The sequence below is a fragment of the Vibrio sp. 1-Bac 57 genome (genome assembly GCF_037546855.1).
GTDB lineage: Bacteria > Pseudomonadota > Gammaproteobacteria > Enterobacterales > Psychromonadaceae > Psychromonas.
This window is the reverse complement of record NZ_JALAAC010000040.1, coordinates 24,676-38,154: the sequence shown is the minus strand read 5'-3', so window position 1 is coordinate 38,154 and position 13,479 is coordinate 24,676. Positions and strand designations below refer to the sequence as shown.

The following is a 13,479-nucleotide window of genomic DNA, read 5'->3' as shown; positions in this document are numbered from 1 at the left end:
ACTATTAATCGTAATCGCGATCATCGGTATTCTAGCTGCGGTAGCATTGCCTGCTTATAATACTTACACTGCTAAAGCAAAATTTTCTGAGGTTGTAATTGCTACCAGCTCTGCAAAGCAAGCTTTAGAAGTATGTAAGCAAATTGATGATTCATTCGCTAATTGTATCCCTGCAACATTAGCTGTGAGTGGTGCGACATCAACTTACTTAAGCTCAATTACTATAACAGGTGTAACAGCTTCAGCAGCTATAATAACAGCACAAGCTGTAGCTTCTGGTGGATTAGCTTCTCAGACTTACATCTTAACTGCTTCAGAAAATAATGGTGCAGTAGCTTGGGCTGAAAGCGGTACATGTGAAAATGCTGGTATTTGTTAATACCTAATGGCAATCCATAATATTAGCGGCTTGGCTTCTAGCCTGGCCGCTCGTGGTTTACTTGACCAAGATAAACTACAACAAATCTGTACCTCCGCAGCTTCTGAACAGAAAGCGTTAGTCTCCTACCTGGTTGAAAATAATTTTATTACAAGTTTAGCCTTAGCAGAGTTTTGTGAAGCTGAATATGGTATTCCTCTATTAGATAGCGATGCATTAGAGCTGGATAATATTCCTGAAAAGTTTATTAACCAAAAACTAATAGAGAAACATCATGCCTTACCCGTGTATATGCAGCAAAATACACTTTATATTGCCATGTCAGACCCCACCAATGTGTCCGCCCTAGAGGATTTTGGCTTTAGCTTTAGTATGCACACTGAAGCATTATTGGTGGAAGAAAGTAAGCTTAATGAAGCCATTGAAACGTTATTAGACGATGGCACTAGCTCATTAGAAGATATGGGCAGCATTGATGATATTGAAATTGATGAAACAGAGTCTCGCTTAGACCAAGCACAAGCAGCAGATGATGATGCGCCGATTGTTAAATACATTAATGGCATATTAGGTGACGCGGTAAAAAAAGGTGCATCGGATTTACATTTTGAACCCTATGAAAAAAAATACCGTATTCGTTTTCGCGTAGATGGTATTTTGCATGAAGTGGCTTCTCCACCTGTTAATCTAGCCAACCGTTTTTCCGCGCGTTTAAAAGTAATGTCGAAGTTAGATATTGCAGAAAGACGTTTGCCACAAGATGGCCGTATTAAATTAAAAATCTCCAATAAACGAAATATTGATTTACGTGTTAGTACGCTACCCACTATGTGGGGGGAAAAAATTGTAATGCGTATTTTGGATTCGTCTGCCGCCAGTTTAGATATTGATAAACTAGGTTATACGGATGAGCAAAAAGCTAAATATATGAATGCCTTATCTAAACCACAGGGCATGATATTGATAACTGGCCCCACAGGGAGTGGTAAAACCGTTTCGCTTTATACGGGATTAAATATTCTAAATACCGTCGAACGTAATATTTCGACGGCGGAAGATCCGGTAGAAATTAATTTAACTGGTATCAACCAAGTACAAATCAATAACAAAGCAGGGCTGACTTTTGCTTCTGCCTTGCGTTCGTTTTTACGTCAAGATCCCGATATTGTGATGGTCGGTGAGATTCGTGATTTGGAAACCGCTGAAATAGGTATTAAAGCCGCTCAAACTGGGCATTTAGTTTTATCAACTTTACATACCAATTCAGCAGCAGAAACCCTAACACGTTTATTAAATATGGGCGTACCTGCTTTTAATATTGCATCTTCTGTATCATTAATTATTGCCCAACGTTTAGCACGTCGTTTATGCGATCACTGTAAAGCACCGTTGCAGATGTCTGATCCCGAGTTGGTTGAATTGGGTTTTAAACCTGAGCATTTGGCTGAAAAACAGCATTTGTGTAAACCCGTAGGCTGTAATAAATGCACCGATGGTTATAAAGGCCGTGTAGGTATTTATGAAGTGATGGAGATGTCAGAGGAATTGGGACGCATTATTTTAAATGATGGTAATGCCATGCAAATAGCCGATGCCGCCGTTGATGAAGGGATGCATACCCTGCGTCAATCTGCGATTAAGCAAGCGCTAAATGGTGTCACCAGTTTAAATGAAGTCACGCGCGTCACTTAAGGTTAAAGTATAAAACTAATTGGTAGCATTAATTAACACTCCTATTTTTAAAAAAGCTTTATTTATTAAATGAAGTCAATAATAACAGTCGCTTATGGTGCTAATAGGTTTATGTTGTTTCCACTCAAAAACGTTGATAGCAGTTAAATAATTATTAAAGGATTTTTAATGGCGAAGAAAAAAACAGTGGCCGATATACATACCTTTACCTGGCAGGGAATTAACCGTAAAGGGGCAAAATTATCAGGTGAATTACAAGCTGAAAGCGCGATTGAAATAAAGTCTGAGTTACGTAAACAGGGTGTGAGTGTCACGAAAACACAAAAGAAAGCAAAGTCGCTGTTTTCTTTTGGTGATAAAATTCAACCTATGGATATCGCCGTTGTGTCTCGACAAATTGCTACTATGTTGAGTGCGGGTGTACCTCTCGTTCAAAGCTTAGAGCTGATAGCAAAAAGTAATGAAAAGGCTTCCTTGAGAACGTTAATGACTTCCATAGCTAATGACGTTTCCACGGGCACACCACTTTCTCAAGCTTTGCGTGCATTCCCGAGAAATTTCGATGATTTATATTGTGACTTAGTTGATGCCGGTGAACAGTCTGGTTCCTTAGATACCATCTACGACCGAATTTCTACCTATAAAGAAAAGTCAGAAGCGTTAAAATCAAAAATTAAAAAAGCCATGTTTTATCCCATTGCTGTTTTAGTGGTTGCTGGGGTTGTTACGTTGCTTCTACTACTATTTGTTATTCCACAATTCCAAGATATTTTTGCTGGGTTTGGTGCCGAATTACCTGCATTCACTCTCTTTGTACTAGGTATTTCTGATTTTGTACAAAGCTATTGGTATGTCATTATTGGCGCTTGTATGTTAGCGGTATTTTTGTTTAAAAGGGCACATCGTAGTAATGAAAAAGTGCGTAATAATACTGATAAATTTGTACTTAAAATTCCTGTTATTAAAACGATTCTCAATAAAGCCGCAGTAGCACGTTTTGCACGTACGTTATCTACGACTTCAGCTGCGGGTATCCCCCTAGTGGATGCCTTGGTCTCTGCTGCCGGTGCTTCGGGTAACTATGTTTACCGTACCGCTGTAAATACCATGCGTAACGAAGTGATGGGTGGTATGCAAATTAATGTTGCTATGAAAACCACCGCTGCATTCCCGGATATGGTTTCTCAAATGGTCATGATAGGTGAGGAATCCGGCGATCTAGATGGTATGTTAAGTAAGGTGGCCGATATTTATGAGCAGCAAGTTGATGATGCCGTTGATGGCCTTACTAGTTTATTGGAGCCCATGATCATGGTGGTGTTAGGTGTGGTGGTAGGGGGACTTATAGTCGCCATGTATTTACCTATATTCCAATTAGGTAGTGTTATTGGTTAACAGCTGATCAGCGACAATTAAGTTGGAAACTCTAAACAACACAAAGCGGTCTGAAATTAGTTCGCTTTTTTGATTGCTCTGCAGATTTTAAATTATTATCGCGTTTTGAGTAAGTGGCTTTTATGTCACGTTGAATGTGATTAAGTATTTCTTATTACGTATTGAATATTCTGTTTTTAAGGCTTTTACTGCCTATTTTTTGTCTATACCTTGTCCTTTGCGAAGTGTTTTTCTAGATTGGCTAAGCGTTGATCATATAGAGTATCGATTTAAGCAATGAGCTCTGCATTTTTATGCCTACAGTCTTTTACCTCATTGCTTACTTTTCTTGCATCTTGAACCATTACAGGTATTTATTGTGGCTATGAATAATAGTCACCTAACAAGGTGTTGGTATTGTTAAGGGCAACTTCAGTTATAGTGGTCAATAGCTTAGGCATTATTTTATAACGACCGAGAGTATTAGTGTGGTTACTCCCTCAGAATGTCATTATATTTGTTTTACTGTCAGCCATTGAGCAAATAATTCATGTGAGCAGTGATAGATATATAGATTTTATGAAGGCAATACTTCAGCAACACTTTTACTGCCGTTAAAAAGCTCGGTGATAGTGCTTTTCTTCGGTGGGTTTATGATCGTAAATAAAAGTGCTTTAGCAACGTCATCTCGCGTTATTGTCGCGTGTTCTTTTTGCGCTGGTTGTTGATTAGTAAACTTACCTTTCTCTGCCTCATTAGTAAGCGTCCCAGGACGAATAATAGAATAATGTAAGCCGCTACGTATTAGATGTTCATCAGCCATATGTTTGGCAACTAAATAGGGTTGCATGCTTTCAGATCCTTTTGATGGTGTGTCTGCACCTATTGAACTGACCATTACAAAGTGTTTTACATCATTCTTTTGGGCGTAATCAGCTGCTCTGCACGCTGCCCATAAATCAATGAGTATGGTTTTATCGGCACCTGTGTTGCCGCCAGATCCCGCCGCAAAAACAACATTTTCACAATGCTGGAAAGCATGCTCAAAATCTTTGCTCAGGTCACCTTCTACAATTGATAGTTTGTCATTATGAATATCTGATAGCTTACTTTTATCACGCACTAGCGCTATTACCTCTTGATTGTTATCTAGCATCAATTGGGTAAGCTTCTTACCTATTTGTCCGCTTGCTCCAATAATTAATGTCTGTTTCATTTTATCTCCCTCTAGATTTATATGATTAGATTTATATAGTTAGGTGTTATTTTTAACATAGCTATCTACCACTCAGCTATTTACCTTTTGATTATTTGTCACTTATTATGAGATAAGTTTCAGCCCCAATATCACTAACATGGCTATATTTGCCACAACACCAATCAAAAAGAAGTACGTACGTGGGCTTGGATTTTTTTCGGTTGCAATTGCATAGTACAAAACCATATGCACAATTCTGGCAACAAGGTAAGCCCATATTAAAATAGCAAAAATAGGACTTTGAACGTTGAGTACAAATGCTAAGAGAACCGTCCCTGCAAATAGAGGGCTGTTTTCTAACGTATTGTGAAATGTACGATGCGCTCTAAAAATAAAACTATCGTGAGATAGATTTTTATCAATTTTCCCTGGAACTGCGTCGGGTTGCTTAGATTTACTAAAAGTGGCTACTATCCACTGAATGAGTAACATCATTAAATATAAATAAAATGCTATATATCCTGAATTGGCAATATCGTTCATTTTTATTTCCCTTTTATGAATTTAATAGTATTTAATAGTATTTAATAGTATTTAAGAGCAACTATCATGCCTGTTATAATGCATTGAAATATAATACTTAAATAAAATTTTCTATAATAAGGGGGCAACATGTACAAGGAGGATTGTAAAATTTACATACGTATTCAGGCTTATTAATAGTAATCAACATATAGCCGTTAGCAATCAAGTTGCTTATTCAATTGCTAGATCGACGATCAAGAAAAGGTCTAACATGATAACCTTTCGAGCGATTAACTGTATTAATTCGTTATTGGTAGACTTAAAGAATCAGATTTGCTTTGGATAGGGCTAGCCGTGAGACGAATAATTTCGTTGCTGTCATAAATAGCAATAGAGGCATGATTTAAGCCATTATAACCTCATCTTTACGCCTAGGATCTGTTCACCTATACCACTACAATCTAGGTTTGCTAATTTTTGCATCTTAAATGCGGATCCGTATAAATAGTCAAAACATCACTATTTATACGTCCCGAGTTATCGATAAAAGAGAGTTAAGCTATCACTAAGTTATTACTTAATGGACGGGTTTAACTTTTCACCGGTACTTTGTTAGGCTTAGATTTTGTTCTTGTCACGAAAAAACAGATCAATGATCCTAGCGTTACCAAAGCGACACCTTTCCAGAAGGAATTGGTTAGAGAAATTGATAAATAAATAGAAGCAAAAAGCGTAGAAAATACGGGGGTAAAATAGGAAATCGTACCTAATAAAATGATATTGCCACCTATTACCGCTTGATTCCATAAAGCATAACCAGTGCCTATTACTATGCCTGAAATGATTAATGTTAACGTTGATGGTAGTGTAAAGTGCAAGCTAGGTTCATTACTAAAAAAGTACTTTACCCATAACGTTATCGCCGTAGCAGCAAAAAATAGCACAATAGCATTTTTACCTTTGCTAATTTTTTTGGTAATTACACAATAGAATGCCCAAATGAAGGCTGCTGAAAAAGCCATTAAGTAGGTTATTGGGTTATCTGAAATATTATTCATTAAAGTGTTGATTGAGATGCCTTGGTCACCGGCAATACACCATCCGACACCAGTAAATGCAATAAGAATACTTGGGTATACTAATATGTTTACTTTTTTAGGGCTGATTAGCACACTCAATAATATGGTCAACGCAGGCCATAGGTAATTGATAATAGACATTTCCATTGCTTGGTGTCGACTATTTGCCATACCCAAAGACAATGCTAAGCAGATTTCATAGGTAACAAATAAACTGCCGCCAATTAACACATAACGTATCGGATAGTCTTTTATTTTTGGTACACCCATGACGGACATTAAAAAAATAGCACTAACACTATACATCATGGCTGCGCCTGCGATAGGGCTGAACAACTCTGATAAGTCTCTAATCAAAGCGGTGACAGAGCTCCAAAGTAGGATCGCAATAACGCCATAAAACGTATATTTATTTTCATTAATAAAAGACATAAAAAACCAACGTTATCATTAGATTAGAATTAGTGTCACATTATCGTGTTTAATCATTTGGATGCAATACATAAACGTATTTATTTACTCTTGTTGTTAATCGTTGTGGTTTGACTTAAAGCTATGACTTAAAAAGCAAAGACTTAAAGGTAATCTTTATTTGATACACGTTAGCAAAGTTTATCGATAAGGTATCTTGCTAAGATAGTGATTATTGTCGTTTTACAGTTGTGCTTTTGTTAGTGCTTTATTTTATAACGTTTATAGAGAGAAGTTGATGTTAGATGTCATCTGTATTTTGCCGAAAAAAGACAACGTTGAAGGTGATACTCAGCGGGTAGAAGATGAAACTAAAACTACTTTCTCTATTTTTGAGTTTAAATTACTGTCGGCTGAAAAAATAGCATTATACCGACATTCATTATTTTGCCCTGAATGTTTACAGAGTGCCTATTTTAGACGCGCTTCTAAAGATGGTAAACAAGCTTGTTTTGGCTCCCGTTATCATTTGCCAACCTGCTCTGCTTTAAATAGCCGACCTAAAAAAAACTTACCAGAAAATGATAAAGACAAGGCTCAATCTGTCAATAAACATGAATCGCAACAAAAGGCACAACAAAGTGTTGAGTTTGAGGATGGATTTAAAATTGATTTCTCGACCAGGTTTAGCACTCGGGTTTTCGCCAATACAGTACCTTTACGTAATAAAAAAAGCAAAAATGATAGTTTAAAATCCACCACAAAAATTGAAGCTGAATGTGAGTTAGAAAATGATTTAGAAGGCGTGACTGACTTGAATTTATCATCGAGTATAGCCGCTAAAAAAAGCATTAAACAAACATTACCTAAGTTATTAAAGAGCTTATTAAATAACAGCTCTTTAGCTACCTCTGATGTGTGGGTCTATACCAGTGATAAGCATAAGTGGCGGGCAAAGAATTTGTTTGTGTCTTTAACTAAAGCTGAAGTATTAGAAAATTTTGCACCTCGAATGTACTGGGGAACAATAAGTCATGCTGATAAAGAACTTTTATGGCTGAATGCTGCAGAGGCTAAGGATCTTGCCATTCCAATTAAACCTTTTCAGCAGGCGTTACTAAAACAATATGCAATACAGAAAAGTAGTGATTTGATTGGCGCCAATATTATTCTATTTGCAAAATGCCTGACTAATAAAGATAAATCACGTAAATTCTTACAGTTATGGAGTAATGACTTGCAGTATTTACATTTGTTATTAAAAAAAGGTTAAAAAGGAAACCTGTGTAGAAACTGTAATAAAAAATCTTTACCTAGTTACCTTGGTGTCATCCTCTTGTAATATTCGCTCTGTATTTTCGACTATTTTAAATTATCAGTAATTGCTGCCCCTTTTTATCTGGATCTGGAAGTATGTGGGAAATATTCAAAACCTTTTTTATATTAGGCTGTATCAGTTTTGGTGGTCCAGCTGCGCATATTGGCTACTTTAGAGAAACCTTTGTACAACGCTTAGCTTGGTTAAGCGAAAAGCAATATGCAGACTTTGTGGCGTTAAGTCAGTTTTTACCCGGGCCCGGTTCAAGCCAAGTTGGCTTTGCTATTGGCTATCATCGAGCGGGATTAACCGGAGCTTGTTGTGCTTTTCTAGGCTTTACATTACCTTCCATTATTATCATGTTATTACTGGTGATAACTGCGGGTCAGTTAGCTGGCCATCATCTTTTCCAGTCAGTAATACATGGTCTTAAGTTATTAGCCGTGGTGGTGGTTTTTGATGCTGTCTTAATGATGTATAAAAATTTCTGTAAAGATAATACGCGCATTTTTTTATGCCTATTAACAGCAACGCGGCTAGGCGTTATGAAAAACCGGAAGGGGGCAATACAATATTTAGCTTTTTTTTGACCTAACCTTCTTTTACTAGGTGCCTTCGTGGTTAACCGGCTTTTTATTTTGAAAACGATATTAACCACGAAGCGCTACGCTTCACGAAGAACACGAAGGTAAAAGATAAAAAATTTAAAGCATGTTTTTATCTAGCCTTCTTTTTTACTTTGTTGCTTCGTGGTTAATCGGCTTTTGGTTTTAAAAAAGTCAAATTAACCAAGAATTGCTAGGCGTTATGAAAAACCGGAAGGGGGCAATACAGTATTTTGCTTTTTGTTTTGACCTAACCTTCTTTTACTTCGGGCCTTCGTGGTTAATCGGCTTTTTATTTTGAAAACGATATTAACCACGAAGCGCTCCGTTTCACGAAAAGCACGAAGGTAAAAGATAAAAAATTTAAAGCATGTTTTTATCTAGCCTTCTCCGTTCTTTTCACTTCGTGCCTTCGTGGTTAATTGACTTTTATTTTTAAAAACCGATATTAACCACGAAGCGCTTCGCTTCACGAAGAACACGAAGGTAAAAAATGAAAAATTTAAAGCTTGTTTTGACCTAACCTTCTTTTCACTTCGAGCCTTCGTGGTTAATTAGCTTTTGACCTAATCTTATGCACTCTTTGTCCTTTGTGTTTACAGCGGGCGTTTCGACGGCAAATAAAAGGCATAAAAAAATCCGATGCCTTGTGGGCATCGGATTCTAAAGTAGTCAGTCTTAAGGGACTAGATCGCTAAACACTTAAAGCAAGTAAGTGATCACTAACTTTTTTGATTAAACACCTTGGCTTTTTAGATATTCATCATAAGTACCATGGAAATCAATAACTTTATCTTGTTTAATTTCAATAATACGAGTTGCTAGTGAAGATACAAATTCACGGTCATGACTGACAAACAATAGTGTACCTTCGTAGTTTTCTAAGGCTAAGTTTAATGACTCAATAGATTCCATATCCAAGTGATTGGTTGGTTCATCCATTAATAGAATATTTGGTTTGTTCATCATCAACTTACCAAATAACATACGGCCTTGCTCACCACCTGAAATTATTTTTACAGATTTAGTAATGTCATTAGCACCAAATAATAAACGTCCTAAAGTTCCGCGAACAGCTTGCTCGTCATCACCTTCTTGCATCCATTGACCCATCCAGTCCATTAGATTTTGGTCTTTTTCAAAGTCTGATGAATGATCCTGTGCGTAATAACCTAATTGTGCATTTTCAGACCATTTGTATTCACCAGAAGATAATTCAACTTCGCCCATTAAAGTGCGTAATAACGTTGTTTTACCAACACCATTCTGACCAATGATAGCAACACGTTCGCCTACTTCAATCATCAGGTTTAAGTCTTTGAATAAGGTATTCTCATCGAAGCTTTTTGTCATCGATACTGTTTCTAATGCATTACGGAACAGTTTTTTCTCTTGTTTGAATACGATGTAAGGATTTACACGGCTAGAAGCTTTAACCTCTGCTAGTTCAATCTTATCCATCTGCTTTGCACGTGATGTCGCTTGCTTAGCTTTTGATGCGTTTGCAGAGAAACGACTTACAAAGTCTTGTAGCTCAGATAGTTGTGCTTTTTTCTTCGCATTTTCAGACAGTAGACGTTCACGAGTTTGCGTTGCCGCCGTCATGTACTCGTCGTAGTTACCAGGGAAAAGACGTAGTTCACCATAATCGATATCTGCCATGTGCGAACAGACTGAGTTTAAGAAATGACGGTCATGCGAGATGATTACCATAGTACATTGACGTGCTTTTAATTCCGTTTCTAACCAACGAATAGTATCAATGTCCAAGTTATTGGTTGGCTCATCAAGTAACATGATATCTGGATTAGAGAAAAGCACCTGTGCTAGTAATACACGTAGTTTCCAACCTGGAGCAATATCTGACATTGGGCCATAATGTTGATCAAGTGGAATTCCAACGCTTAACAATATTTCCCCTGCACGCGAATCGGCAGTGTAACCGTCCATTTCTGCGAATTGATTTTCCAAATCGCCAACATGCATTCCTTCAGCTTCAGTCATTTCAGGTAATGAGTAAATACGATTACGCTCGTTCATTACTTCCCACATCTCTTTGTGGCCCATCAATACCGTATCGAGTACTGTATGCTCTTCAAAAGCAAACTGGTCTTGATGTAGTTTAGCAATACGTTCGTTAGGATCTCTGGTCACATTACCTGCGCTAGGCTCAAGGTCACCGGTTAATATTTTCATGAAAGTTGATTTACCACAACCATTTGCACCGATTAAACCGTAACGGTTTCCAGTACCAAATTTTACAGAAATGTTTTCAAAAAGTGGTTTTGCACCAAATTGCATGGTGATGTTATTTGTACTTAACACGGCTTATTCCTAAATTGTTGGAGTCTTGCTTTTATGGGCATTTTTAAGGGGGGTATTATACATATTATGCGAGGTTAATCACGTTAGAATTGTATGAATTTTATGCATTGCCGTTGAAACTAACTGATAGCGTGAAAAGGTTCCTTAAGGTAAGCTACGCGTCTTAAGGCATATGCCGTATTTTAATGAGATTTTATATGAGTTTTGATTCCCTAGGTTTACCCGCGTCGTTAGTAGAAGCAGTGAAAAATGCTGGCTATGAAACGCCTTCCCCTATCCAAGAACAGGCTATTCCTGCCGTATTAGCAGGTAAAGATGTCATGGCTGCTGCGCAAACTGGTACAGGGAAAACGGCTGGGTTTACATTGCCATTATTAGCAATGCTAGAAAAAGGTGAACGCGCTAAACCGAATCAAGTTCGTGCATTAATATTAACACCAACACGTGAGCTAGCGGCTCAAGTGCAAGCAAGCGTACAAAAATATGGTCAAAATATGCCATTACGCAGCATGGTTGTGTACGGAGGTGTGAAAATTAACCCGCAAATGCAAATGTTACGTGGTGGCATTGATATTTTGGTTGCTACGCCTGGTCGTTTATTAGACCTTTATCAACAAAACGCAGTACGCTTTCAACAGTTAGAAGTCTTAATATTAGATGAAGCTGACCGTATGTTAGATATGGGCTTTATTCACGATATTAAAAAGATCCTAAAAGCGTTACCGCCTAAACGTCAAAACTTATTATTCTCTGCTACTTTCTCCGATGAAATTCGTTCATTAGCTAAAGGTCTGGTTAATAATCCTGTTGAAATTTCAGTTAGCCCGCGTAATACAACGGTTGAGAAAATCGAACAGACGTTATACGAAGTTGATAAGACTAAAAAAACGGCCTTATTAAGTCAGTTAATTCTTGATAATAAATGGCGACAAGTTCTAGTGTTTGTAAAAACTAAACATGGAGCAAACCGATTGGTTAAAAACTTGGATGCTCGTGGCATTCGTAGTGCAGCTATCCATGGTAATAAAAGCCAAGGTGCACGTACTAAAGCATTAGCGCAATTTAAAGATAGCCAAATTCAAGTGTTAGTGGCGACAGATATTGCCGCTCGTGGTATCGATATAGACCAACTACCCAATGTAGTTAACTTCGACTTACCTAATGTAAGTGAAGATTATGTGCATCGTATCGGTCGTACTGGTCGTGCTGGTAATGAAGGTTTAGCTGTTTCACTAGTTTGCCAAGAAGAGTTCAAGTTATTAAAAGATATTGAACGTCTTATTAAAAAGGTTATTCCTCGCAAAGTATTTGCAGGTTTTGAACCTGGTGAACCATTACAGCCTTCTGTATTGGGTACACACGAGAAGCAAATCAAGAAGCCTAAAGCGCCAAAAGTTCCGCATAAAGATGGTGTTCGTTCAGGCGCAAGAACGGGTAGTGCTAAGAAACAAAACGGTCCAAGAAATAATTTTGTAGGCGGTTAGAAGGTTAGATTTTTAATTACGCAAAAATTTAGCGTGATTTAAGCCCTTATTATTTGTTCAGTACGTGATTACTGGAATGATAATAGGGGCTTTTTTGTATCTACTGTTTGTCTGGTTATACAGGGCAGTTAACTCGTCTGCGCTCGTCGGATTATCTTGATTATTGCATGCAGTGTTTTCGCCCTGTCGGCGACCATCTTTTTGGAAAGCTCAACGGTGGGGATGGATGTCGCCACATTTAACAAAATTTTAGCGTAGCCAATTGATATTGTTGATTTCAGCCATCGACTTTCCAGCACTTTCACTTTCAACTCCAAAAGTCTAAATACCGAATACGTCACTTATTCAAAGTGCTACACTGCAACCAAAGATCACCTACCAAGGTTGCACAAGGTTACTTGTTATGAAAAAAATTGCTGTTTTTGCTGATGTTCAGAACATTTACTACACTACTCGCCAAGCTTATGGCAAACAATTTAATTACCGTAAATTATGGCAGCAGATTTCACAGCAAGGTGAGATTGTGTGTGCATTGGCTTATGCCATTGACCGCGGAGACAACCAACAACAAAAGTTTCAAGAGGTGTTAAAGCATATAGGTTTTCAAGTTAAGCTTAAACCTTATATACAACGCAGCGATGGCTCTGCTAAAGGTGATTGGGATGTGGGTATTACTATTGATGTGATGGAAGTTGCTGCTTCCGTTGATACGATCATTTTATTAACGGGTGATGGCGATTTTGCTATTTTGCTGGATAAAGTAAAAGATGTCTATCAAGTCACAGCAGAAGCTTACGGTGTGCCAAAGTTAACAGCTAAAGCATTAATAGATGCGTGTACCGTATTTCATCCTATTGAAAAAGACCTGTTATTACCTTAATCAGTTTTTGCTTTTAAAAAACCAGTTTTAACCACAGAGCACGCTTCATGAAAAATAGAGAGAAAATCAACGCAATATATAACTTCTTTTGACCTAACCTTCTTTTTGCTTCGTGTCTTCGCGGTTAATCAGCTTTTGGTTTTAAAAAACAGTATTAACCACGAAGCGCTGCGCTTCACGAAGAGCACGAAGGTAAAAGAGGACAAAAT

General features: G+C 37.6%; 10 protein-coding genes and 1 pseudogene. 7 read left to right on the top strand and 4 right to left on the bottom strand.

Translation table 11 applies throughout. From position 1 onward, the window contains the following. The 3 genes from MT391_RS18255 to MT391_RS18245 all read left to right on the top strand — a co-directional run. Nucleotides 1-379 (top strand): pilin (locus tag MT391_RS18255; RefSeq protein ID WP_499499406.1); only part of this gene is annotated, 379 nt, incomplete at its 5' end. 6 nt (nucleotides 380-385) lie between these two features. Beyond that, nucleotides 386-2,071 (top strand): type IV-A pilus assembly ATPase PilB, encoded by a 1,686-nt coding sequence (gene pilB, locus MT391_RS18250; RefSeq protein WP_499499404.1) that lies wholly within the window; start codon nucleotides 386-388, stop codon nucleotides 2,069-2,071. Nucleotides 2,072-2,239: 168 nt separating this feature from the next. After that, nucleotides 2,240-3,466: a type II secretion system F family protein gene (locus MT391_RS18245; RefSeq protein ID WP_499499402.1), complete on the top strand. Its 1,227-nt coding sequence runs from the start codon at nucleotides 2,240-2,242 to the stop codon at nucleotides 3,464-3,466. Between the two features lie 556 nt (nucleotides 3,467-4,022). On the opposite strand, the gene MT391_RS18240 is transcribed toward MT391_RS18245, so the two are convergent. From MT391_RS18240 to yddG, 3 genes are all read right to left on the bottom strand, one after another. Next, on the bottom strand, nucleotides 4,023-4,661 hold the full coding sequence (locus tag MT391_RS18240; RefSeq protein ID WP_499499400.1) for an SDR family oxidoreductase: 639 nt from the start codon (nucleotides 4,659-4,661) through the stop codon (nucleotides 4,023-4,025). Nucleotides 4,662-4,766: 105 nt separating this feature from the next. Beyond that, nucleotides 4,767-5,186: an MAPEG family protein gene (locus tag MT391_RS18235; protein WP_499499398.1), complete on the bottom strand. Its 420-nt coding sequence runs from the start codon at nucleotides 5,184-5,186 to the stop codon at nucleotides 4,767-4,769. Between the two features lie 572 nt (nucleotides 5,187-5,758). Next, nucleotides 5,759-6,670, bottom strand: a complete 912-nt coding sequence (yddG, locus tag MT391_RS18230) for an aromatic amino acid DMT transporter YddG (RefSeq protein ID WP_499499413.1) — start codon at nucleotides 6,668-6,670, stop codon at nucleotides 5,759-5,761. 286 nt (nucleotides 6,671-6,956) lie between these two features. On the opposite strand from yddG, the gene MT391_RS18225 reads away from it, so the two are divergent. Further along, nucleotides 6,957-7,931: a hypothetical protein gene (locus tag MT391_RS18225; RefSeq protein ID WP_499499397.1), complete on the top strand. Its 975-nt coding sequence runs from the start codon at nucleotides 6,957-6,959 to the stop codon at nucleotides 7,929-7,931. 140 nt (nucleotides 7,932-8,071) lie between these two features. Further along, nucleotides 8,072-8,515: pseudogene (locus MT391_RS18220) on the top strand (chromate transporter); the annotation flags it as partial. A gap of 801 nt (nucleotides 8,516-9,316) precedes the next feature. On the opposite strand, the gene MT391_RS18215 reads toward MT391_RS18220, so the two are convergent. Beyond that, a complete protein-coding gene (locus tag MT391_RS18215; RefSeq protein ID WP_166372283.1) occupies nucleotides 9,317-10,906 on the bottom strand; it encodes an ABC-F family ATPase in 1,590 nt (529 codons plus the stop codon). A gap of 197 nt (nucleotides 10,907-11,103) precedes the next feature. On the opposite strand from MT391_RS18215, the gene MT391_RS18210 reads away from it, so the two are divergent. Then, complete coding sequence (locus tag MT391_RS18210; RefSeq protein ID WP_499440593.1) at nucleotides 11,104-12,390, top strand: DEAD/DEAH box helicase; 1,287 nt, start codon at nucleotides 11,104-11,106, stop codon at nucleotides 12,388-12,390. Between the two features lie 403 nt (nucleotides 12,391-12,793). Continuing rightward, nucleotides 12,794-13,270, top strand: coding sequence for an NYN domain-containing protein (locus MT391_RS18205; RefSeq protein WP_499499395.1), 477 nt, complete (start codon nucleotides 12,794-12,796; stop codon nucleotides 13,268-13,270). The last annotated feature ends 209 nt before the right edge of the window (nucleotides 13,271-13,479 follow it).